The 22,017-nt window shown below is 50.6% G+C and carries 20 protein-coding genes; 10 read left to right on the forward strand and 10 right to left on the reverse strand.

Annotation, left to right across the window (positions count from 1 at the left end):
* Positions 1-109: 109 nt before the first annotated feature.
* The 3 genes from I2I11_RS13515 to I2I11_RS13525 form a co-directional block, all read right to left on the reverse strand.
* Positions 110-556 (reverse strand): OsmC family protein, encoded by a 447-nt coding sequence (locus I2I11_RS13515; protein WP_196268250.1) that lies wholly within the window; start codon positions 554-556, stop codon positions 110-112.
* A 124-nt stretch (positions 557-680) separates the two neighbouring features.
* Positions 681-2,036 carry a sensor histidine kinase gene (locus tag I2I11_RS13520; RefSeq protein WP_196268251.1) on the reverse strand — a complete coding sequence of 452 codons (1,356 nt, stop codon included), beginning with the start codon at positions 2,034-2,036 and terminating at the stop codon, positions 681-683.
* Entirely contained in the window at positions 2,026-3,417 is a 1,392-nt protein-coding gene (locus I2I11_RS13525) for a sigma-54-dependent transcriptional regulator (protein WP_196268252.1), read from the reverse strand. The genes I2I11_RS13520 and I2I11_RS13525 overlap by 11 nt, the downstream gene beginning before the upstream one ends.
* Positions 3,418-3,977: 560 nt before the next feature.
* Here I2I11_RS13525 and I2I11_RS13530 point away from each other — a divergent pair.
* The gene (locus I2I11_RS13530; RefSeq protein ID WP_196268253.1) at positions 3,978-6,386 is read left to right on the forward strand and encodes an ABC transporter permease; all 2,409 of its coding nucleotides are present in this window, start codon (positions 3,978-3,980) and stop codon (positions 6,384-6,386) included.
* Positions 6,387-6,631: 245 nt separating this feature from the next.
* Positions 6,632-7,066: a hypothetical protein gene (locus I2I11_RS13535; protein WP_196268254.1), complete on the forward strand. Its 435-nt coding sequence runs from the start codon at positions 6,632-6,634 to the stop codon at positions 7,064-7,066.
* Between the two features lie 96 nt (positions 7,067-7,162).
* Here I2I11_RS13535 and I2I11_RS13540 read toward each other — a convergent pair whose 3' ends face one another.
* Positions 7,163-8,017: an alpha/beta fold hydrolase gene (locus I2I11_RS13540; RefSeq protein WP_196268255.1), complete on the reverse strand. Its 855-nt coding sequence runs from the start codon at positions 8,015-8,017 to the stop codon at positions 7,163-7,165.
* 203 nt (positions 8,018-8,220) lie between these two features.
* Between I2I11_RS13540 and I2I11_RS13545 the strand changes: the two genes are divergently transcribed.
* The 8 genes from I2I11_RS13545 to I2I11_RS13580 all read left to right on the forward strand — a co-directional run bounded on the left by I2I11_RS13545 (position 8,221) and on the right by I2I11_RS13580 (position 16,378).
* On the forward strand, positions 8,221-8,694 hold the full coding sequence (locus tag I2I11_RS13545) for a LexA family protein (protein ID WP_196268256.1): 474 nt from the start codon (positions 8,221-8,223) through the stop codon (positions 8,692-8,694).
* A complete protein-coding gene (locus I2I11_RS13550) occupies positions 8,691-9,983 on the forward strand; it encodes a Y-family DNA polymerase (RefSeq protein ID WP_196268257.1) in 1,293 nt (430 codons plus the stop codon). The genes I2I11_RS13545 and I2I11_RS13550 overlap by 4 nt, the downstream gene beginning before the upstream one ends.
* Before the next feature lie 152 nt (positions 9,984-10,135).
* Positions 10,136-11,197 (forward strand): PA0069 family radical SAM protein, encoded by a 1,062-nt coding sequence (locus I2I11_RS13555; protein ID WP_196268258.1) that lies wholly within the window; start codon positions 10,136-10,138, stop codon positions 11,195-11,197.
* Between the two features lie 209 nt (positions 11,198-11,406).
* Complete coding sequence (locus I2I11_RS13560; protein WP_196268259.1) at positions 11,407-12,285, forward strand: DUF3298 and DUF4163 domain-containing protein; 879 nt, start codon at positions 11,407-11,409, stop codon at positions 12,283-12,285.
* 64 nt (positions 12,286-12,349) lie between these two features.
* Entirely contained in the window at positions 12,350-13,141 is a 792-nt protein-coding gene (locus tag I2I11_RS13565; RefSeq protein WP_196268260.1) for an FRG domain-containing protein, read from the forward strand.
* A gap of 103 nt (positions 13,142-13,244) precedes the next feature.
* On the forward strand, positions 13,245-14,354 hold the full coding sequence (locus tag I2I11_RS13570; protein ID WP_230680266.1) for a hypothetical protein: 1,110 nt from the start codon (positions 13,245-13,247) through the stop codon (positions 14,352-14,354).
* Positions 14,355-14,465: 111 nt separating this feature from the next.
* Positions 14,466-15,044, forward strand: a complete 579-nt coding sequence (locus I2I11_RS13575; protein WP_196268261.1) for a hypothetical protein — start codon at positions 14,466-14,468, stop codon at positions 15,042-15,044.
* Between the two features lie 167 nt (positions 15,045-15,211).
* On the forward strand, positions 15,212-16,378 hold the full coding sequence (locus I2I11_RS13580) for a sigma-54-dependent transcriptional regulator (RefSeq protein WP_196268262.1): 1,167 nt from the start codon (positions 15,212-15,214) through the stop codon (positions 16,376-16,378).
* Positions 16,379-16,525: 147 nt separating this feature from the next.
* Here the strand turns inward: I2I11_RS13580 and I2I11_RS13585 are convergent, their stop codons facing one another.
* From I2I11_RS13585 to I2I11_RS13610, 6 genes are read right to left on the reverse strand one after another with little or no spacing between them, the layout of a single operon-like run.
* Positions 16,526-17,485: a sugar phosphate isomerase/epimerase family protein gene (locus tag I2I11_RS13585; RefSeq protein WP_196268263.1), complete on the reverse strand. Its 960-nt coding sequence runs from the start codon at positions 17,483-17,485 to the stop codon at positions 16,526-16,528.
* Positions 17,486-17,532: 47 nt separating this feature from the next.
* On the reverse strand, positions 17,533-18,411 hold the full coding sequence (locus I2I11_RS13590; RefSeq protein WP_196268264.1) for a hydroxypyruvate isomerase family protein: 879 nt from the start codon (positions 18,409-18,411) through the stop codon (positions 17,533-17,535).
* Positions 18,412-18,427: 16 nt separating this feature from the next.
* Positions 18,428-19,180, reverse strand: coding sequence for a 3-keto-disaccharide hydrolase (locus tag I2I11_RS13595; RefSeq protein WP_196268265.1), 753 nt, complete (start codon positions 19,178-19,180; stop codon positions 18,428-18,430).
* A 6-nt stretch (positions 19,181-19,186) separates the two neighbouring features.
* Positions 19,187-19,702 carry a c-type cytochrome gene (locus I2I11_RS13600; protein WP_196268266.1) on the reverse strand — a complete coding sequence of 172 codons (516 nt, stop codon included), beginning with the start codon at positions 19,700-19,702 and terminating at the stop codon, positions 19,187-19,189.
* A 24-nt stretch (positions 19,703-19,726) separates the two neighbouring features.
* Complete coding sequence (locus I2I11_RS13605) at positions 19,727-20,779, reverse strand: sugar phosphate isomerase/epimerase family protein (RefSeq protein WP_196268267.1); 1,053 nt, start codon at positions 20,777-20,779, stop codon at positions 19,727-19,729.
* Positions 20,776-21,951 (reverse strand): Gfo/Idh/MocA family protein, encoded by a 1,176-nt coding sequence (locus I2I11_RS13610; protein ID WP_196268268.1) that lies wholly within the window; start codon positions 21,949-21,951, stop codon positions 20,776-20,778. The genes I2I11_RS13605 and I2I11_RS13610 overlap by 4 nt, the downstream gene beginning before the upstream one ends.
* Positions 21,952-22,017 lie beyond the last annotated feature (66 nt).

A 22,017-nucleotide genomic window follows, 5' to 3' on the forward strand; every position in this document is an offset into this window, starting at 1 on the left:
TTAGTGAGCTCACCATCTGGCAGCCGAACGAAGATAGCAAAAGTATGCTGTAACGTAAGCCTCCGGACGCCATTTAAAGTATGGTTTCCGAAGCAGACGGTAGCTTGTTTTATACTTCCAGGATGGTGTTGATGGTAATGCCGCCCTCCAGCGTTTTCTGTACCGGGCATTTGGAAGAAATGCCTTCAAGCCTGATCCGCTGCTCCGCCGTCAGGTTGCCATAAAGCCGCAGCCGCTTTGTTACCTGACTTAATTTAGTGTTCTTATCTTCGCAGTTCAGGCAATCGTTGGGGTGTATGCGCTCGTGCCAGAGGCTTACTTCTGCCCGCTCCAGCGGCCAGCCTTTGCGCTGCGCGTACATGTGCAGCGTAATTACGGTACACGCACCAAGGGCGCTTAAGATATAATCGTATGGATCGGGACCTGTCTTATGGCCTGTAACCACAACTGATTCATCAATCACCATGGTCTGATTACCGGCTTTGATGTTGGCTACCAGAGGAGCGGTGCTGTCGGCACTTACTGTTAAAAAACCTTCTTTTTCTGTAACGTTCATATACTTCAGGCTTTAAACCACGCAGCTGCATGGCCTTCAGGTATAAGCAAAACAGGGCTAAAAGGTTTTGTCTCCGGCACAGGTATAACGACTCCCTTGTTCTGAGAACCTGGCTAACCCGCCATCAGAACCGTAGCACAAAGCGCGTGCCCTGCCCCAGTTCCGACTGTACCGAAATGGTGCCTTTGTGCAACCGCATGATTTGCCGCGACAAGCTCAGACCAATACCCGAACCTGTTTTTTTGGTGCTGAAGAACGGGATAAAGATTTTGCTCATCGCCTCAGGTGTCATGCCGCTGCCGTTGTCGGCTACTTCTATACTCAGGCGGCTACGCTCGTCGAGGTAAGCCCGCAGTATAATCCGGGCATGGGGTTGCTCCTGCACAGCTTCCATAGCATTCTTCACCAGATTGATAAGCACCTGCTCCACCATACTTCTGTCAGCGGAAAGCAGCAGGCTATCTGATGGCACTTCTACCTGCAGTTCTACCTGCTTTTGAGCCAGCTGTTTGCGCATGAGCATTTTAATTTCCTGCAGCAGTTCCGTTACATTAAAGCGGTTTAGCTGCGGCACGGCAATGGTGGTGAGGTTGCGGAAATCGGTTACAAAACGGATGAGGCCATCGGAGCGGCGGCTGATGGTTTGCAGGCACTGGCCGATGTCGGCCAGTTCTTCACGCAGCAGCGTTACCTCATCAGATTGTGTATCCGTAAAGCTGCTGATTTCCTCAGAGGCGCTGGCTGAGAGGGAGGCAATCGGCGTAACCGAATTCATGATTTCGTGGGTGAGCACTTTGATGAGGTTGTGCCAGGCTTCCATTTCTTTCTCTTCCAGTTCCCGCTGAATGTTCTGGATAGAAGCCAGCCGGATGCGGTCGCCGAGCAGCGACAGTTCCATCACGTGCACCGACAAATGGGCCTGCTCTCCCTCCTGCCGCAACGGCACCAGCGCGGTTTCGCCATGCTCCAGTTGTTGCAGTCCTACTGCCAATTCCGGACTCACAGCTGCCAGATCCTGAATTTGCTGTGCCTGCCCGATTCGCAGCAATTTCCTGGCGGCATTGTTGAGCAAAAGTATACTACCATCGGGTTTGTAGGTGATGATGCCGATACCGATGTGCTGCACAATAGCTTCAAAGTACTGCATATTAGCTTCCTTTTCGGCGCGTACTTCCCGGAACTTATGCATCACCTCGTTTAGCCGCAGCGCCAGTTCCTGCTGCCGTTTGCCCTCACCGCTGGTCTGGAAAAGGTCCGTAAAATCATCATACTTAATGGAATTGAGGAAGCGTAGGAAAAGCCTGTTGGTACGCTCCTGCAACCGAATAAGGAGCCATACCTGCAGCAGTATAAAAACACCAAGCCCGATGATAGTGCCGCGGTACCCGGGGTTAAAATCCAGGCGCGCAAAAAAGTAGATACTGATGATTAAAAGGGCTATGCGCAGCAGCAGTTGCAGCCTGTAGTTTCTAAAGCTCATACTTTTCCAGCCGTCGGTACAGCGCGCCGCGCGATAAGCCCAGTTCTTTGGCAGCTTTGGAGATGTTGCCCTCGTGTTTCTGCAGCGCCCTTACAACTGTTTCCCGCTCCAGTTCATCCAAATCGAGACTTTGCGGAACGGCTGGTGCGCCTGCTGTGGCAGGTGTTTCGTGTTCGGCCAGGAAAAAGAAATCGTCGGCTTCGAGTTCCCGGTTGTCGCTCATGATAGAGGCACGTTCCAGCACGTGCTGCAGTTCGCGCACGTTGCCCGGCCAGCTGTAGCGGCGCAGGCGTTCCAAACCCGAAGCTCCCAAACGTTTTAGCGGCTGTTTATACTTCTGCGCGTAAGTTGCCAGAAAATGGCCGGCAAACAGTGGAATATCATCCAGGCGGGTGCGCAAAGGCGGCAGGTTCAGCTCTACGGTATTGATGCGGTACAGCAAATCCTGGCGAAACTCGTTGCGCTGCACCATTTCTTTCAGTGGCATGTTGGTGGCGCAAATGAGGCGCACATTCACCGGAATCGGTTTGTTGGTGCCCACGCGTATTACCTCGCGCCGCTGCAGCACCGTGAGCAGTTTGGCCTGCATGGCCAGCGACAGATTACCGATTTCGTCCAGAAACAGGGTGCCACCGTTGGCTGCTTCTATCCTGCCGATGCGGTCTTCTTTGGCATCGGTAAAAGCGCCTTTTTTATGACCGAACAATTCACTCTCGAACAAAGATTCGGTTATGGCGCCCATATCCACCGCCACAAATACTTTATCGGCGCGGGAGGAGCGTTGGTGAATGGCGCGGGCAATCACCTCTTTTCCGGTTCCATTCTCGCCCAGCAGCAGCACATCAGCATCGGTTCCGGCTACTTTATCAATAATGGAAAACAGCTGGCGCATGGCTGCACTTTCGCCCTGAATAATGTTCTGCGAGGAGTTCAGCTGCGTGGACAGCGTGCGGTTTACTTCTTTTAGCTGGTTTACTTCTTTGTAGGAGTTGCGCAATTTGGAAGCGGATGACAGCGTGGCCAGCAGCTTCTCGTTCTGCCAGGGTTTCAGCACAAAATCAGTGGCGCCTTCTTTCAGTGCCCGCACGGCCATTTCCACATCCCCGAAAGCCGTTATCATCACCACCACTGCTGAAGGGTCATACTTCAGAATTTCTTTCAGCCAGTAAAAGCCTTCCTGTCCGCTGGAAGTGTCCTCAGTAAAATTCATGTCGAGTAGAATCAGGTCGAACTCCTCGTTAGAGAGCAGGAATGGGATCTTCTTCGGATTTTTCTCCATCACCACTTCTCTGGCATGTTTGCGCAGCAGCATTTTGGCCGAAAACAGCACGTCTTCGTTGTCGTCGATAACCAATATGCGTCCCAAATTCTGTTCTTCCATGATTTAATTCTGAATGAGCGATTGCGTGAATGAGTGAATGTAAAGTAATGGATTTATACCTGTGCCTTCCGCTATACTATAAAATATTGTGCCAAATCTATACTTGTTTGCGGCAGCGCAGCATCAGTAAGCCTGGTTTAACTTCTGCGTAGCGCCAAAGCGCAGTTACAACAGACTTTATACTTATACATTCAGGAAAATCCATTTCCCATACTTTTATACCTGTCTGCCCTAAGATACAATTTTCCGAAAATAAAATACGCTGTACCTTGTCCATTGGCGGACAGTCTTTGTCCGCCAATGGACACAGGAAAATATGCTTTCCCGCTCTAATGAGCAGAGATCGTGGTTTTATGATTCTGGCACAGGTCTTGGCAAAGGATGGTTGGATCAGAAGCTTCCGAAGACCTCGCCACGTGCGCACCTGCCCCGAAGCATTTCGGAGGCTCCTGCAAGTGTCTGGGAGATTTTCGAAAACTTCGTAGCAGGCAACAGACGCTCGCGGGAGCTATGCACACCGCGAGGCCTTTCAACCAGACAATAGCAAACCACTAATAACTATGATTAAAATGTACTTTCTCACAGCTTTCCGTTCGCTGCTGCGTAACAAGAGCTACAGCTTCCTCAACATTGCCGGGCTGGCCCTGGGCATCACCTGCAGCATCCTGCTCTTTCTGGTGATTAAGTATGAGCTGAGTTATGATACTTTTCACAGCAAAGCCGATCGGATTTACCGGGTGAACACTAATATGATTTTTGCCGATGGGGTGGATAAAAACCCCGGCACACGCTTTCCGATAGCACGCCTGATGCGTAGCAACGGCAACCTGGGTCTAGAGAAAATTACGCAAATGTATGTAGAAGAAGGTGCTCAGATCAATATTTTGGGTGATAACGGCAATGCGCCGAAGCGTTTCCGGGAGGAGGGCTCCATTGCCTTCGTCGAGCCGCAGTTCTTCGATATGTTTGATTTTGAAACTGGCGCTACAGACCCGCGGCAAGGGCTGGCCGCGCCAAACAATGTGGTGCTCACCCAGCATATTGCCGACAAATATTTTCCCGAAGGAAATGCCATGGGCAAGATGATCAGGTTCAACAACATGCTCACGCTGAAAGTTACTTCTGTGGTGCCGGACTTTCCGTCTAACACCGATTTCCCGTTTGTGATGCTGATCTCTCACGATTCGTTTAAAAACTACACCACCACTGATCTGACCAGCTTTAACTCGCTTTGGAGCAACCACCAGCTATACGTGCTGTTGCCGGAAGGAGTATCGCCGGAAGCCAAAGCGGCGGAACTGACCAGGTTTCTGGAAGGGCACAAACCCGATAGCAAACTGGTAAAGGAAACCTACAGTTTTCAGCCGCTGAACGACCTGCACTTTAACGCCGACTTTGGCAACTATGGCAACCGCACCATTTCCCGGGAGATTATCTGGTCAATGGCGCTGATTGGCATCTTCCTGGTGTTGGTGGCCTGCATTAATTTCGTGAACCTGGCTACGGCGCAGGCTGTGAAGCGGGCAAAAGAGGTAGGCGTGCGCAAAGTGCTGGGCAGCAGCAAAGGCCAGCTGATGCTGCAATTTATTGGCGAAACGCTCCTCATCACGCTGCTGGCTACATTTATGTCGGTGATACTGGCTGAGTTGGCCCTGCCTTACCTCAACGACCTGCTGGAGCTGAAAATAACCTTTAGCATTTTGCAGGACCCGGTGCTGTTGCTGTTTTTGGGTGCAGAGGTGCTGCTGGTTACGCTCTTTGCCGGCCTATACCCGGCTCTGATCCTGTCGCGCTTCCAGCCGATAGCGGCCCTTAAGAGCCGGATAACGACGCAGCAGGTGGCGGGAATGTCCATCCGGCAGGGACTGGTGGTGCTGCAATTTACCATCTGCCAGGTGCTCATCATCTGCACCATTCTGGTAAACGACCAGATGGATTATTTCCGGAGCAAGTCGCTGGGCTTCACCAAAGATGCGGTGATCACGGTACAGCTGCCCATCGAGGCAGGCGAAAAGATGATGCCGCTCCGCGAGGAATTATTGCGTGATCCTGCTGTGCGAAAAGTGAGTTTTGCCACCGCGCCACCCTCTTCTAACATGACCCATGGTTCCAGCTTCTCCTTTAACAACTCCAGCGAGAACGAGAACTTTCAGGCCAACATGAAGTTTGCAGACGAGTACTACCTGGACCTGTACAATATCAAGCTGCTGGCAGGGCGTAATTACTCCAACAGCGACTCTGCTGCCCTGCTGATTAACGAAACCATGCGCCGCAAACTAGGGATCGTAAGCGCGGCGGATGCCATTGGTAAAACCATAGCTGTGGGACCCGGCAGCTTTAAGGCTCCGATCGTCGGCGTAGTGGAGGATTTTCACCAAAACCCGCTGCAGCAGCCCATCGACCCTACTATCATGTTCACCAGCCCCAAGGACTACAGGTTCCTGTCTGCCAAAATTGACATGAGCCGGAAGCAGGAGGCCATCAATCACCTGGAAAAAGTATGGAACATGGCCTACCCGGATGATGTGTTCAACTATGAGTTTCTGGACCAAACGATTGCCGACTTTTACAAAGACGAAGCACGGCAGAACAAGCTCTTCAAGATATTTTCTTTCATCGCCATCTTTATCGGCTGTCTGGGTTTGTATGGTTTGGTCGCTTTTATGGCAGCGCAACGCACCAAAGAGGTAGGCATCCGCAAAGTAATGGGTGCTTCTGTCTTCAACATCACGGTGCTGTTCTCCAAAGAGTTCATCAAACTGGTGCTGGTTGCCTTTGTGATTGCCGCGCCAATTGCCTATTACCTCATGACACTGTGGCTGCAGGACTTCACCTATCGCATCAGCCTGGATTACTGGCCATTTATACTTGCCGGCCTGGCCACCCTCTTAATTGCTCTGCTCACGATGAGTGCCAAAGCCATACAGGCGGCCCTGGTCAACCCGGTAAGCTCGCTTAAAACGGAATAATGTTTCCTGAATAAAGTAAACCCTGCAGGTTTAAAAACCTGCAGGGTTTCAGCCGTCTGCCGGCACAGTTGGCTTTTGCAGCTTTTAAGTATACCGCTTATGCAAACTGGCCTTTGAGGCGTTCCGGGTATGTGCTGTTGCTCCTTCTTCTCCCAAAATCAACCTGCCATTTTAGCGGATACTAAGTAAAAGAGTGTACTTTTGCCGGTAACGAAGCTTTTTATAACCCTAAAATCATACATACTATGTACACAGCATTACAGCATCTCCACTCCTACCTGGCTTATCTTGTGCTGCTGGGTTTAGTGATAGCCATTATCAGCGCAGTAGCTGGCAGCGCCGGGAATAAACCGTTTACTGACAGCAACCGCAAAATGGCGCTGCTCGGTTTAATACCAACGCATTTGCAGTGGGTGGTTGGCCTGATTTTATACTTTGTTTCACCGCTTGGCGCATCTAATTTTTCGGGCGCTGCCATGAAGGATTCTGTATCCCGGCTTTATATCCTGGAGCACCCGCTGATGATGATTATCGCCGTTATACTTATCACCGTGGGCTATGCCCGTGCCAAACGTGCGGTTGGCACAAACAAAGGTTTCCGTGCTATTTACATTTTCTACGGCATTGCGCTGGTGCTCATTTTAGCGCGCATTCCGTGGAATGCATGGCCCGGCAACTAAGTCTGACAAGTATAAATACAAACTAAGTATAAACCCTGCCGGAACAATTCCGGCAGGGTTTATACTTTGATGGCAGCCACACATTTCCGCAAAACATCAGGGTTGGTTTATAAAAGCTTCTATCAGGTGATTTACTTCGTCCGGTTTCTCGTGGTGCAGCCAGTGGGTAGCGTTGTCTATAAATACCAGTTGGCCATTCTTGCACCTGGCTATACTTGGCTGCGCCATCTCCTGCCCCAGAAAAGTGTCTTTCCTTCCCCAAATCAGCAGCGTCGGTACGGTTATGTCTCCTGCTAAATTCAGCCGGTTATACTTGTAGGCGCGGTACCAGTTCAGCATACTTGCCAGAGCTTTCGGCTGCTGCCAGGCGGCTTTGTAATGCGCCATGTCCGCATCAGAAAAAGTGCCTTTTTTAGCTGATGATTTCATACTATGTTCCAGCAGTTTATAGTCGAAAATGCTGCCGGCCAGTTCCGGCAGAAACGGCAGCTGGAAAAAGCCCGCATACCAGCTCTTCAGCATCTGTTTCGGATTGTGCTTTAGATTTTCCTTCATCACCTGCGGGTGCGGCATGTTCAGGATAATAAGTTTTTCCAGCAAGTCCGGGTAACGTATTGCCATCACCCAGGCCACAGCGCCGCCCCAGTCGTGGCCCACCAGGTATACGCTCTCCTGCGTTAGCTGCCGGATGAGCGCCGCAATATCATCCGTTAACTTTTCCATGGTATACGCTTTTACACCGGCGGGTTTGCTGCTCCTGTTGTAGCCGCGCTGGTCGGGCGCTACTGCCCTGAAGCCTTTGCCGGCAAAGTAGGTCAGTTGCTTCCTCCAGCCGTACCAGAACTCCGGAAAACCGTGCAGAAACAAAATTACCTTACCTGTCTGCTCACCTGCTTCTGCCACGTGCAAAGTAATGCCATTTACCACGTATGTTTTTTCCTGTATAGCCATAGTTTGTGATACTGAAAACTCATCTTTTAAGATGCTGCAGCCTTTTGGCAAACTGCTTTCTTTCAGGCATATAATAATCTCCTGGTCTTCATTATTTTCTTCAAACCATATATTCTGAAAACTAATTACTAAAATATTTAGTATAATATACTAATATTGTTAGCCAAACCTGTATATTTGGCTTCAGATAAACGAAACAAACTATGAAAGAAAAACTTTTATACCCATTTCCTACGCAGTTGCCACCCAATATTGAGATAGTGCCGGCTGATACCCTGGATCTGAATCTGCCACTGGCGGCATCTTATGTGGCTGCCGGTTTTCCCTCGCCAGCCGACGATTATATAGAGGACAACGCCAACCTGCAGCAGCTGCTCATCAGCAACCCGCCTGCCACTTACCTGGTGCGGGTACGAGGTGATTCCATGATGGATGCCCGCCTGCACGACGGCGATATTCTGGTAGTAGACCGCTCGTTACAAGCCAGCGAAGGGCAGGTTATTATAGGCGTGATAGAAGGCGAGTTTACCGTGAAACGCCTGGTGCGCCTCAACGAGAAGCTATACCTGCAGCCTGCCAACAAACAGTTTGACCCGCTGGAGCTGAACGAAACGATGGACTTTAAGCCCTGGGGTGTGGTGGTATGGTCGCTGCATAAAATAAAGCTGGAAGCATGACCTCGCTTGTGGCCCTGGTAGACTGCAACAACTTCTACGCCTCCTGCGAGCGGGCTTTCAACCCGAAGCTGGAAGGCAAGCCTATCGTAGTGCTCTCTAACAACGATGGTTGCATTATTGCCCGTTCGGAGGAAGCAAAAGCCCTGGGAATACCCATGGGTGCATCCGCTTTTAAAGTAAAGCCGCTGCTGGAAGAGAATAATGTGCAGGTGTTCAGCAGCAACTATACTTTGTATGGCGATATGTCGGCCAGGGTGATGCAGACGCTGGCGCATTTTTCGCCGCACCTGGAAGTATACTCTATTGATGAGGCTTTCCTGGACATGAGCTACTTAAAAGGCCGGAGCGCTTGTGAGCAGGCACAGCAGCTACGCCACACAGTAATGCAATGGACGGGCCTACCGGTATCAGTAGGCATTGCGCCAACCAAAACCCTGGCGAAGCTGGCCAACCGCTTTTGCAAGAAAACAGCAGGTGCAAATCATGTCGTGCTGTTGCAAAACACCGCCGACATAGCAGAAGCACTGCAGCAAACGGAAGTAGGCGCTGTGTGGGGCATCGGGCGGCAGCACGCGCACAAACTGGCAGCCTTTGGCATTTATACAGCCAAAGACTTGTCTGATGCCTCGGACGCCTTTGTGAAAAAACACCTAACGGTGGTGGGGCTGCGCACGGTAAAAGAGCTGCGCGGCGAGCCTTGCCTGCAACTGGAGGAGGTAGCAGCCAATAAACAACATATCTGTACGTCGCGGTCGTTTGGCCAGCCGGTTATTGACCTCGAACTGCTGCAGGAAGCAACTGCCCTGTATGCCTCGCAATGTGCAGCCAAGCTACGCCGCCAGCAGTGTTGTACCAGTGCCGTTACGGTTTTCCTGCAGGCCTATCCTTTTAAAAATGAACAGGCTTACTACAACAGCAAAACACTGCAATTGCCTGCCGCTACCAGCAGCACTTTAGAACTGCTGCATTATGCCAAACTGGCTTTAACCTTTTTGTTCAGGCCGGGCTATCGCTACAAAAAGTGCGGCGTTATCGTGTCGGAACTTTGCCCCGAAGCGCAGGCACAGCTACCGCTGCTCGACACCATAGATCGCGCAAAGCACCGGCGCCTGATGCAGGCAGTAGATAGTATAAACGCCAAATGGGGAAAGGAAACAGTTACTGCGGCGGCACAGGGCGTTTATGATGAGAACGAAAACGACCGAAAGAATCCCTGGAAAATGAAGAGCGCCTACCGGTCAAACCGCTACACCACGCATTTAGAGGAACTGCTCTGTGTGCAGGTATGAGCAGCTTATACTTACCAGTTATGACCTCGCGGCGTCTTTCAGACCCGCGAGTGTCTGGAAGACGCAATCACCTTGTTAGCTATGCAACCGCTTACATGCCTACAGACACAAAAAAAACAATCCTCATCCCGAAACCCACAACAAATAAAACTATGAAACCGGAAGAATATCTGAAAGGACGCGGCGCACAGTATAATCCTGCTAATCCTTACCTGAAACAGGAATATGTGGCCGGCCACATCGAAGGGCTGGATGAACCGATGATCTCGAACTCCAGGACGGAATTCTTTATAGAAAACCCGAAGAAAATCGTGAACAGGGTAGAAAGTCCTGATATCGGCCTTTCCTACTCTTTGAACCCTTACCAGGGCTGCGAACACGGCTGCATTTACTGCTATGCCCGCAACACGCACCAGTACTGGGGCTATGGCGCCGGGCTCGATTTTGAACGGAAGATTATCATCAAAGAAAATGCGCCCGAGGTACTGGCCCGGCAACTGGAGAACAAGAACTGGAAAGTAATGCCCATTATGCTGGCCGGCAACACCGACTGCTACCAGCCCATCGAGGCAAAAAAGAAGCTGACGCGCCGCATCCTGGAAGTGCTGCTGCAATACCGCCATCCGGTAAGCCTTATCACCAAAAACGCGCTTATACTCCGGGACATGGATCTTTTGCAGGAACTCAACAAACTGGATTTGGTGCACGTGAATATCAGCATTACAACCTTGGACGAAAAGCTTCGGCAAAAACTGGAACCACGCACTGCTTCCGGCGCCAAACGGCTGGAGGTGGTGCGGCAACTGGCAGCAGCAGGGCTGGATGTGAACGTGATGGTAGCGCCCGTTATACCCGGCCTGAATGATTCCGAGATTCCGCAGATTATTAAGAAGGCGGCAGAAGCAGGCGCCTGCAACGCAGCTTATACTATTGTGCGGCTAAACGGCAGCATCGGCCCCATTTTTGAAGACTGGATCCGGCAGGCTTTTCCGGATAAGGCAGACAAGGTGCTCCACCAGATTGCCGATTGCCACGGCGGCCAGCTCAACGACAGCCGCTTCGGCACGCGCATATCCGGCGAGGGCAAGTTTGCCGAAGCGATTGCCAACCTGTTTAAAATGAGCAAGCAGAAGTATATGGCAGGCCGCAGCCACCGCCCCTACGACTATAGCCACTTCTGCACCCGCAGCGGCAAGCAACTGGGGCTGTTCTGAAGTATAAAAACAGTCATACTTATCTCACTGCTGCCGGTTTCTTCTACCTTTATAGATAACAAAAATAACCGTCTTTGAAATATTTGGCAGGCTTAGCGTCTTAAATCGCTCCTGCAACACAAAAACAAGCTGCCAAAACAGGTACTGCAGATAAACAGCCGTAAGTATAGATTCAGCATAAGCATAAAACAACAAGTATAAATAAACCCATGTATCTCCTCAAACCGACCATCACTGTTTTTGCATTGCTGTGCCTTTGCAGCTGCCGGCAGCAACAGGAAAACAACATTGACACACCTGCAACGGCGCAAAACGAAGCAGCGCCGGCACAGCTTCGATTCGACATCAAAACAGTGCAGCGTACTTCCGGCGACTGCGGCCCCGATAGCAGCACCTGCGCCAAAGTAAATATTACTTACCCGGTGGCGGTGGCTGGCCCCAACAACCTGAAGCAAAGTATAAACCGCTATGTAGAGCATCGGCTGCAAAGTATGAAACTCGACTTTAACCCCGATGCGGATACAACGTCAACAGGCAATGCCGCCTCAGATTTAGCAGATTTTTTCCTGAAACAGCGGCAGCATTTTGTGGAAGACATGGAAACAATGCCCGATATGCCAGCGGCTATGGCCGGGTGGGCGCTGCAGGTAAATGGCAATCCCATTTATACTTCGCCGGGCGTAACGTCGCTTCGCTTCGAAATTTTTTACAATACAGGCGGTGCGCACCCCAACGCCTATAATGTTTTCCAGAGTTTTGACAGCACGGGCCGGCAACTCACGCTGCCGCAAATGGTAACAGATACGGCACGGCTGAAAGCGCTGACCGAAAAAGAATTCCGGGAAGTACGTAATATCGCCGGTGATAAACTGCTGGTAGAAGCAGGGTTGTTTGTTTCGGACAACCAGTTGCCGCTGCCTCAAAATGCAGCGCTTACCAGACAAGGCTTGCTGCTCTATTACAACCCATATGAAATCGGCCCCTGGGCATTTGGCGACACGGAACTGTTGCTGCCATACGCGCAATTACAAGACCTGCTACAACCAGCTTATCGCCAAAAAACAGCACAGGGCAGGCAAATTGAGTAACATTTTGCTGCAACTTAGCACCGGCTTTGTAGTATGATTGCTATACACCCCAAAAGCAAACCTTATGGAATCCGGAGAAGACGTTGTAGTGAATAGTTGGGTAGAATTACAGGCTGCTCTTTTCGACCATAGCTGGGAAAGTAAAATAGAGCGGTTTCGGTCGAATTATGTATACCGTGGCAACTGGAACAAAGAATTTGACCTGAGCACCAGCATCATGCGCATCGGCAGCAGGTACGAGGAATTGGAGCAGCACCTGCTGCGCAACTTCCGCAAGTATGCCCATAGCAACGCCTCGCCCGGCGACTCTATCTGGAACTGGCTCGCCGTAGCCCAGCATCATGGCTTGCCTACCCGCCTCCTCGACTGGACGTATTCGCCGCTGGTAGCGCTGCACTTTGCCACCCAGGACCTGACCAAGTATGATGAAGATGGCGCGGTGTGGTGCGTAAACTATGTAAGGACGAGCGACTATTTACCGGTCCCGCTGAAGAAAGCGCTGAAAGAAGAGGGCTCTAACGTGTTTACGCCGGAAATGCTGGAGCCCGTGGCCCCATCCTTAAGGGCCCTTAAGAGTTTTCAGGAACAGGAATTCGTGGTATTCCTGGAGCCGCCTTCGCTGGATGCCCGCATCACGCATCAGTATGCACTGTTCTCAATGATGTCGGATGTGAAGGCTGAACTGAGCCAATGGCTACAGCAACACCCCGAGCTATACTTCCGGATAATTATTCCGGCCAGCCTGAAATGGGAAGTACGTGATAAACTCGACCAGTCGAACATAACGGAGCGGGTGCTTTTTCCGGGCCTGCAGGGTTTAAGCCAATGGCTGAAGCGGCACTATACCCACAAATAAGCCGGGCAGCTGTTAAACTTTACTAAAATTTGGAACCACTATCCCACATTTGTCGGGGAAAGCTCTTATATTCAGCAATTCAACTACGCTTATACTTTGTACAATGACATTGCGCCGACTGCTTACCGATAATGCCCTGTTTCGTTTACCCGTTTTAAAACACCAAAACACGCTTCATCTTAAAACTTATACTTCTAAAGCGGCGGCTGTCCTTTGCATCCTGTTGTTAACAGGCGCCTGCACCCAGGAAAAGGAAATAAAATCGGGTGCGGTGGCAACCACTCCCAAAGAAATTTCTGTAGCAGATACCGCGGCCCCTGTAGCCGCAGTCCCCACTGATACAGCAACTACTCCCGTTACGCTTGTAGCCGAAAAGCCGGAACCGACAGCTGCCAGCACGGTAGATTATCCGGGGCCGCAACCTTTGCCTGGCGCCATATTGCCGGGCAAGCGCATAGTTGCTTTTTATGGCAATCCGCTTTCTAAACGCATGGGCATACTTGGCGAACTGCCACCTGAGCAAATGCTGGCAAAGCTGGATGAAGAAGTGGCCGTCTGGGAGAAAGCCGACTCGCTGACGCCGGTGCAGCCTGCCCTGCACGTGATTGTGGTTACCGCACAGGGGCAGCCCGGCAGAGGGAGCAAATACCGGCTGCGCATGAGCGATAAGATGATTGATGGCGTGCTGGAAACAGCCAAAAAGCGCGATGCTATTGTGTTTCTGGATTTACAGGTAGGCCAGAGCACCTTGCAGGAAGAACTGCCGCCCTTGGCCAAATACCTGAAACTGCCGCAGGTACATTTAGGTATCGACCCGGAGTTCTCCATGAAAAACGGCGGCGTACCGGGCCGTAAAATCGGCACGTACGATGCTGCGGATATTAACTATGCCACACAGTTTCTGGCCGATCTGGTAAACGAAAACAACCTGCCACCCAAGCTGTTGATTGTGCACCGCTTTACGCAGCGCATGGTTACGAATTACCAGGACATCAAATTGCGCCCCGAAGTGCAGGTGGTGATGCACATGGACGGCTGGGGCCACCATACCCTGAAGCGCGACACGTACCGCCGATACATCCAGAAAGAGCCGGTACAGTTTACGGGCTTTAAACTTTTCTATAAAAATGATCTGAAAAAGAGCAATAGACTGATGACGCCTGAAGAGATTTTAGCACTCAATCCCAAGCCGTTGTATATACAGTATCAGTAGACTTCTATCAAATCATCTGAGAATCTGACGCAGGTATAATTAATATATATAATATTTTTATTTCTATATTATGTATACTAATTTTGTGGAGAACAAATAATTGTACTTCACATGATTAAAAAGCTTACGCCCTTTATTTTCCTGTTTTTCGCCTTTCAGGCGATGGGGCAAACTAAAGTTGAGTGGCAGGAAGGCCGAAAGCTAGCTGCAAGCGACTTTACCGGGCAAGCCCCGGAAACGCATAGTTCGCAAAGCTATTACCTGGCCGCAAACCTTGAGTTTGGCTACGCTATGAGCAACTATGAATTTATGCTCACCAAGAATTTCAACAAGAATGTAACTGTGTATTTCAATCCTGCTGCTTCGTGGCTTCAGGAAGGGGAAGACACAGAAAACCTGCTGAAGTATGCTCAGATGGACTTTGACCTGATGGAACTCTACGCCCGTAAGCTCAGAAAACGTGTATACGAAGCAAAGGGAACGTTCTCAAATTACAACTTCTTCCAGCAGGCACAGGAAGAGATACAAGCTGAAATGGCAAAACGGCAGTCAGACATGTATGCCTCTACTTCATTTGATAAAGATAAAATGGAGGCCTATCATCAACAAATTCTAACAGAGATAGCAGCGCTGCCAGACTTTTGTAAAGCATGCAAACCTGCCAGAAAGAAGAAGGACAAAGTGAAGTAATCGGTTGCTATATAGGGCATGACACCCTTTTAATTAACATACACGTTTAGCCGTAAACAACCAACAAACACCTGGCTAAAAACGGGTTTTAACCGTACAAGGCAGCAGCCGCTTGACAAGCGGCTGTTTTTTATTTATACTTAGCTTTCCGATAAACCAAGCACAATATGCCTAAAATTCTGATTGTAGATGATGAGCGTGCCATCCGCAGCACCCTCAAAGAAATACTGGAGTTTGAAGATTACAACGTAGACGAAGCCGAAGACGGAGAAAAGGCGCTCCAACTGATGGGCAAAGCCAAATATGATGTGGTGCTTTGCGACATTAAAATGCCGGGTATGGATGGCATTGAGGTGCTGGAGAAAGCAATGGAACTCACCCCTGACACGCCTTTTATCATGATATCGGCCCATGGCACCATCGACACCGCGGTGGAAGCTACCAAAAAAGGAGCCTATGATTTTCTGCAGAAGCCGCCGGATCTCAACCGCCTGCTGGTATCGGTGCGCAACGCCCTCGACAAATCGAGCCTGGTGACGGAGACAAAAATTCTGAAAAAGAAGATCTCCAAAACGTACGAGATGGTAGGCGCCTCACCGGCACTGATGCGCGTAAAACAAGCCATCGAAAAAGTAGCTCCCACCGATGCCCGCGTCCTGATAACGGGCCCGAATGGTTCCGGCAAGGAGTTGGTAGCGCGCGCCCTGCACGAGCACAGCAACCGCAGCAATGGCCCCCTGATAGAAGTAAACTGCGCCGCCATTCCGAGTGAGCTGATAGAGAGTGAACTGTTTGGCCACGAAAAAGGCTCTTTTACCTCGGCAGTAAAGCAGCGCATTGGCAAATTTGAACAGGCTACCGGCGGCACTTTGTTTCTGGATGAAGTAGGCGATATGAGTTTGTCGGCACAGGCCAAGGTGCTGCGGGCGCTGCAGGAACACAAAATTACCCGCGTGGGTGGCGATAAAGATATTCAGGTGGACGTGCGTGTGGTAGCAGCCACCAACAAAAACCTGCTGGATGAGATAGAAGCAAAAAATTTCCGCGAGGATTTGTACCACCGCCTGGGCGTTATCCTGATACATGTGCCCCCCCTGAACGAGCGCCGCGAGGACATACCGGATCTGGTGCAAAAGTTCCTGAACGACATTGCCAACGACTACGGCAACAAACCAAAAACCATGCTGCCCGACGCCCTCGAATACCTGCAGCAACTGGACTGGCGCGGCAATGTGCGCGAGCTGCGCAATGTGGTGGAACGCCTCGTGATTATGAGTGGCCCCGAGATCAGCCTTGAAGACGCAAAGGCTTATGCCCGGCCTATTGCCTCATAACTATAGGGTGCCCTCCGCAATTCAGCCACACAGTTTTATACTTTGTGTGATATCAGCAAAGTCTTATACTTAAAAGAGCAGCTGCCAAGGGGCAGCTGCTCTTTTAAGTATAAGACTTTGCCTACTGAAGGAGCATACAGCAATGGATTAGCTAATCAGCGTTTTTTTAATATAATCATAGCTCTGGCTTATACTTTGGTAAGGATCCATGCCTTCGGCAAAGTTCTCCTGCTCTACAAAAATCCTTTCAAGGCCCGCTGTTTTTGCCTGATCAAAAATTTGTTTATAGTTGATGCTGCCGCTGCCGATTTCGATGTTCAGATCCTGGTTGTTTTTATCCATGTCTTTCACATGCCACAACGGGAAGCGACCCGGATACTGCTCAAACATATCAACAGGCTGTTTCCCGGCTCTCACCATCCAGAACAGGTCGGCTTCAAACTTCACCAGGTCAGGATTAGTTTCAGTTAAGAGAATTTCGTATCCGGTGGTATCGCCCTGCGGCAGAAATTCAAAATTGTGGTTGTGGTAAGCTAACTGCAAGCCAGCCTTTTTGCATATTTCGCCAGCCATGTTCATCCGTTCAGCCAAAGTTTTGTAAGCATCGGCAGAACTGCGGATAGCTTCTCCGAGGTGTGGAATTGTCAGGTATTTTTGCCCCACTGCTACGGCCGCCGCTATGTTTGTTTGCAGCTCATCCTCATTGCTTTTTCCCAGATAACCCTCCAGCCCGTAGTGCCCACTCGACGATATCAGGCCATTTTCGTCCAGCAGCGCTTTAAAAGCTTTTGGCTCAAGGCCCCAGAACCCGTTCTCTTTTGAGTAGCCGTAGGTTTCCACATCGTTGTAGCCGGCTTTGGCAACCTTGGCTATCACCCCTTTTACATCAGCCGGCAGCTGCTCGCGCAAAGTATAAAGCTGTAGCCCTACCGCACTGATAGCAGCTTTTTCAGCTGTGGCGGTGTTGCCTGCAGCAGGTTCATCTCCTGTAGCAGTCGTTTCAGCAGCAGACTTGTTCTCTTGATTACATGAAACCATGGCGGGCGCCAGCATAAAACCTGCTGACAGCATGCCCAGTTGTTGAAGGAAAGTACGTCTTTTGTTCATTGTTCTGAAGTAGAAGTATAAATGTGAATTATCTGTTTTAAACTTGCTTAAACATCACATATGCTGATGGCCTGCTTCAGTGAAGCGAGCTTGTCGGGTTGCGCAGGAATAAACTCCTGTGCTACAAATCCTTTAAAGCCTGTTTCTTTAATGGCCCGCATAATGGCAGGATAATACAACTCCTGGGTTTCATCAATCTCGTGGCGTCCCGGTACGCCGGCTGTGTGGTAATGGGCAATATACGGATAACTGCCCTGGATTGTGCGGATAACATCGCCTTCATCTATCTGCATGTGGTAGATGTCGTAGAGGAGCCTGAAATTTTCGGAGCCGGTTCTCTTGGCCAGTTCTACGCCCCAGGCTGTGTGGTTGCATTGGTAATCCTGGTGATCTATTTTGCTGTTGAGCAGTTCCATTACCAGCACCACTCCGTGTTTTTCAGCCAGAGGCAGCACCTGCCGCAAACCCTCCATGCAATTCTTCAGGCCGGTTTCATCGTCCATGCCATTGCGGTTGCCACTAAAGCAGATCAGATTCTTATAGCCGGCCTTGCTCACCAGCGGAATCATATCCGTATAGCTCTTCACCAGCTGACGATGGTACTGCCTGTCGTTCCAGCCTTCTGTCAGGCTGATTTCGGCGCCATTGCACATAGAAGACTGAAGCCCGTACTTCTGCAGTACGGGCCAGTCATGAGGGCCAACCAAATCAATACCTTTGATGCCCATCTGTTTTGCAGTGGCACAAAGCGCCTCCACCGTCATATCGCTGAAACACCAGCGGCAAACGGCATGGTTGATGTTTCCCTGCAATCTGGTAACGGCTGCGGCACCGGCCGGTAAAGGATCTATCATACCTGAAACAGTTATGGCAGCAGTACCTGCCGGTACATTTTTAAGAGCCGTTCTTCGATCCGGCTCCGGCATTATAAAAAGCTTGGTGTTAAAGTTCTTTAATCATGATGTTACGGAACCATACATCGTTGCCATGATCCTGCAAAGCTATCTTTCCTGATTTATAGGTACCGAAGCCCGGCATGGAGGCAAACTTGCTGCCGGCAACCAGCTCTTTCCAGTTATCGTCCCAAAGCGTGGTAGACACTACTTTCGTGCCGTTCAGATACAAATCCAACTGCCCGTCTTTGCTGACGATTTCGGCCTGGTTCCACTCTCCTGCCGGTTTTACTGTTTCTGGATTGGCGGCAATCAGGTCGTACAAATCGCCGGCGCGGTGCTTTTGTATTTTTGCGTCGGGATGGCGCTCGTTGTCCACCACCTGCATTTCAAGCCCCGTGTTCCAGGTTTCGTTGTATTGCGCCGTATCTTCGTGCACATAAAAAATTATACCGCTGTTGCCGCCTTCTGATATTTTCCAGTCCAGCTTCAGGTCAAAATCATCATAAGCCTTGTCTGTTACCAGGTCGCCCCTGCTGCCAGGCTGCTTGTTGGACGCATCCAGGTGCAGCGTGCCGTCCTCCACTTGCCAGGCCTGCCCAACGGTGTTTTGCCCGTAAGTATGCCAGCCGTTGGTTGTCTCTCCGTCGAATAACTTAACCCACTCTCCTTCTGTTGCAGTGGCAGTTACATTGGTACTATCCGGGCTGCTGGCCGGGGTAGTGGCTGCTGTATCGGTTTGAGGCGACTGGCAGGCAAACATTACTGCCAGCGGCAAAAGGGCGATGGTATTTCGTATCATCCAGAATTAGTTGTTTAATGATAAAATATATTTTACCATCTCTGAGGCATTTTCTTTGCTCAGATCCGGGTGCGGTGTCATCGGGATCTGGCCCCAAACGCCGGCGCCGCCCTGAATGATTTTGCTGGACAGGTAATCTATATTTTTTTCGGTTGCCTCATACTTCTTTGCCACATCCTTATAGGCCGGTCCTACTAATTTTTTGTCTATCTGATGGCATGAAAGGCAGTCGGACGAAGCTATCAGGCTTTCACCTTTCTCAAAACTTTCACTCTGCGCAGCTTCCTTATCTGCACCATCGGTTGTAGCAGCAGCTTCAGCATTATCGGCTACACCTGCATCTGCTTCGGCGGGCGCGGCGGCATCAGTTGCTTCTTCAGCAGAAGGTGCCGGCGCAATGCCTTTTTCCTCTTCAGCCACAGCATTACTGTCATAGGCCTTATCATAGCCATCTGCTCTTTCATTGCTTCCGCAACCAGCCAGCAGCGCGCAGCAGCCTAATATCAAAAATGTTTTTTTCATCGTTTTTTGTTTAAGTTGTTAAATTTAGATACCCAATAGTGTACGGTTTAAAGCCTCATCAGTGCCGGAAGCGGCAAAATCATCAAAAGCTTTATCTGTTACGTGAATAATATGATTTTTGATAAACTCAGCGCCTTCGCGTGCACCATCTTCAGGGTGTTTCAGGGCGCATTCCCATTCCATTACGGCCCAGCCTGCAAAATCGTAAGCAGTCAACTTGCTGAAAACAGCCTTAAAGTCTACCTGCCCATCGCCCAGCGAACGGAAACGCCCGGCACGATCTACCCATCCCTGGTATCCGCCATATACGCCTTGCTTACCGGTCGGGTTAAACTCCGCATCTTTTACATGGAACATCTTAATACGCTCGTGGTAATGGTCGATGTAGGCCAGGTAATCAAGGCACTGCAGCACAAAGTGCGAGGGATCATAAAGCAGGCAGGCCCGCGGGTGGTTGTTCACTTCTTTGAGGAACATCTCATACGAAATGCCATCATGCAGATCTTCGCCGGGGTGTATTTCGTAGCACAGGTCTACGCCCTCTTCGTCATAGGCATTCAGGATAGGCAGCCACCGGTTGGCCAGCTCTTTAAATCCGGTTTCCACCAGTCCGGCCGGGCGTTGCGGCCAGGGGTATACCATCGGCCACAGCAAAGCACCACTAAAGGTAGCGCTGGCATTCAGGCCCAGGTTTTGCGAGGCTTTGGCGGCATACTTGAGCTGCTGCACGGCCCATTCGGTTCTGGCCTGTGGGTTGTTGCGGTAAGCTTCCGGCGCAAAGCCATCAAACAGCTTGTCGTAAGTCGGGTGCACGGCCACCAGTTGCCCCTGCAGGTGCGTTGATAATTCCGTAATCTGCAGGCCGGCTTCGTTTACAATGCCTTTTATCTCGTCAGCATACGTTTTGCTTTCAGCTGCCTGCTGCAGATCAATAAAACGGCTGTCGGTTGTCGGGATTTGCACGCCCTCAAAACCAATCGCTTTGGCCCATTTGCAGATAGCCTCAAGGCTATTGAACGGGGCGGTGTCGCCAATAAACTGTGCCAGAAATATGCCTGGCCCTTTCATAGTTCTCATATAGTTTTAGTTGTAAAATCGGTCCACTTTTTATCTGATTTGCCTGAGGCAATCACCTGTTCGATAAAGGCCATGCCCCGCACGCCCTCCTCCATACCCGGAAAATCAAGCCATTCCGGCTTCGGCTGTTCGCCTGCTTCCCGGGCCTGCACGCATAAGGCAAAATTGCGATACAGGTTGGCGAAAGCTTCGAGGTAACCTTCGGGGTGACCGGCCGGCGTACGCGTATTGTGCTGGGCGTAAGAGCTGGTGTAAATGCCGCCGGTACGGTAAATCTCTGTTGGCTGATCAAGCCACTTCAGCTGCAGTGAGTTGGCATCGGCCTGCTGCCATTCCAGTCCGGCATGCTCGCCATATACGCGCACTTTGATGTTATTTTCTTCGCCGGCAGCTATCTGGGTGGCAAACAGTACGCCGCTGGCGCCATTATCAAACTTCAGCAGCACAGCGCCATCATCGTCCAGCTGGCGGCCTTCCACCACAATGTTGATATCGGCGCAGAGTTTGGTTACTTCCAGCCCGCTTACATATTCGGCAAGGTTAAAGGCATGTGTGCCGATGTCGCCCATAGCGCCGGCAATGCCGCTTTGGCTGGGGTCAGTGCGCCAGGAGGCCTGCTTCAGATCCTTGTTTTCAATACCCTCTTTAAAGGTGCTCAGCCAGCCTTGCGGGTACTCCACGTATACTTTCCGTATTTTACCCAGCTTGCCTGAGGCTACTATCTGCCGCGCTTCTTTCACCATCGGGTAGCCGGTATAGGTATGGGTGAGGCAAAAAAGCTTGCCCGTTTGCTCCACTACCTTGCGAAGCGCGAGGGCTTCCTCCAGCGAAAAAGTCATGGGTTTGTCCAGGATAACATCGAAGCCGCTTTCCAGTGCCAGCTTGGCGGGCTCAAAATGCACATGGTTGGGCGTAACGATGGAAATAACCTGTACCCGCTCTTCTTCCGGCAATTGTTGCTCCTGTGCAAACAGCTCCTTGTACGAAGTATAAACGCGATCCGGGGCCAGGCCCAGCAGCTCGCCGCTGGCTTTTGATTTTTCGGGGTTGCTGCTGAAAGCGCCGCAGACAAGCTCGTACATCCCGTCGATTTGGGCTGCTATCCGGTGTACACCACCTATAAAAGCGCCTTGTCCGCCACCGATCATACCTAACCGTAATTTTTTATGCATGTATTTTCAGAAGTATAATGTATAAGTATAGGTGTTTTTAAGTATAAATTAAACAAATATAAAAGT

This window comes from Pontibacter rufus (genome assembly GCF_015694705.1).
In the GTDB taxonomy this organism is placed as follows: Bacteria; Bacteroidota; Bacteroidia; order Cytophagales; family Hymenobacteraceae; genus Pontibacter; species Pontibacter rufus.

Coding starts and splice junctions, on each gene's coding strand:
- I2I11_RS13515 (WP_196268250.1), bottom strand. CDS start 556: ATGAACGTTACAGAAAAAGAAGGTTTTTTAACAGTAAGTGCCGACAGC.
- I2I11_RS13520 (WP_196268251.1), bottom strand. CDS start 2,036: ATGAGCTTTAGAAACTACAGGCTGCAACTGCTGCTGCGCATAGCCCTT.
- I2I11_RS13525 (WP_196268252.1), bottom strand. CDS start 3,417: ATGGAAGAACAGAATTTGGGACGCATATTGGTTATCGACGACAACGAA.
- I2I11_RS13530 (WP_196268253.1), top strand. CDS start 3,978: ATGATTAAAATGTACTTTCTCACAGCTTTCCGTTCGCTGCTGCGTAAC.
- I2I11_RS13535 (WP_196268254.1), top strand. CDS start 6,632: ATGTACACAGCATTACAGCATCTCCACTCCTACCTGGCTTATCTTGTG.
- I2I11_RS13540 (WP_196268255.1), bottom strand. CDS start 8,017: ATGGCTATACAGGAAAAAACATACGTGGTAAATGGCATTACTTTGCAC.
- I2I11_RS13545 (WP_196268256.1), top strand. CDS start 8,221: ATGAAAGAAAAACTTTTATACCCATTTCCTACGCAGTTGCCACCCAAT.
- I2I11_RS13550 (WP_196268257.1), top strand. CDS start 8,691: ATGACCTCGCTTGTGGCCCTGGTAGACTGCAACAACTTCTACGCCTCC.
- I2I11_RS13555 (WP_196268258.1), top strand. CDS start 10,136: ATGAAACCGGAAGAATATCTGAAAGGACGCGGCGCACAGTATAATCCT.
- I2I11_RS13560 (WP_196268259.1), top strand. CDS start 11,407: ATGTATCTCCTCAAACCGACCATCACTGTTTTTGCATTGCTGTGCCTT.
- I2I11_RS13565 (WP_196268260.1), top strand. CDS start 12,350: ATGGAATCCGGAGAAGACGTTGTAGTGAATAGTTGGGTAGAATTACAG.
- I2I11_RS13570 (WP_230680266.1), top strand. CDS start 13,245: ATGACATTGCGCCGACTGCTTACCGATAATGCCCTGTTTCGTTTACCC.
- I2I11_RS13575 (WP_196268261.1), top strand. CDS start 14,466: ATGATTAAAAAGCTTACGCCCTTTATTTTCCTGTTTTTCGCCTTTCAG.
- I2I11_RS13580 (WP_196268262.1), top strand. CDS start 15,212: ATGCCTAAAATTCTGATTGTAGATGATGAGCGTGCCATCCGCAGCACC.
- I2I11_RS13585 (WP_196268263.1), bottom strand. CDS start 17,485: ATGAACAAAAGACGTACTTTCCTTCAACAACTGGGCATGCTGTCAGCA.
- I2I11_RS13590 (WP_196268264.1), bottom strand. CDS start 18,411: ATGCCGGAGCCGGATCGAAGAACGGCTCTTAAAAATGTACCGGCAGGT.
- I2I11_RS13595 (WP_196268265.1), bottom strand. CDS start 19,180: ATGATACGAAATACCATCGCCCTTTTGCCGCTGGCAGTAATGTTTGCC.
- I2I11_RS13600 (WP_196268266.1), bottom strand. CDS start 19,702: ATGAAAAAAACATTTTTGATATTAGGCTGCTGCGCGCTGCTGGCTGGT.
- I2I11_RS13605 (WP_196268267.1), bottom strand. CDS start 20,779: ATGAGAACTATGAAAGGGCCAGGCATATTTCTGGCACAGTTTATTGGC.
- I2I11_RS13610 (WP_196268268.1), bottom strand. CDS start 21,951: ATGCATAAAAAATTACGGTTAGGTATGATCGGTGGCGGACAAGGCGCT.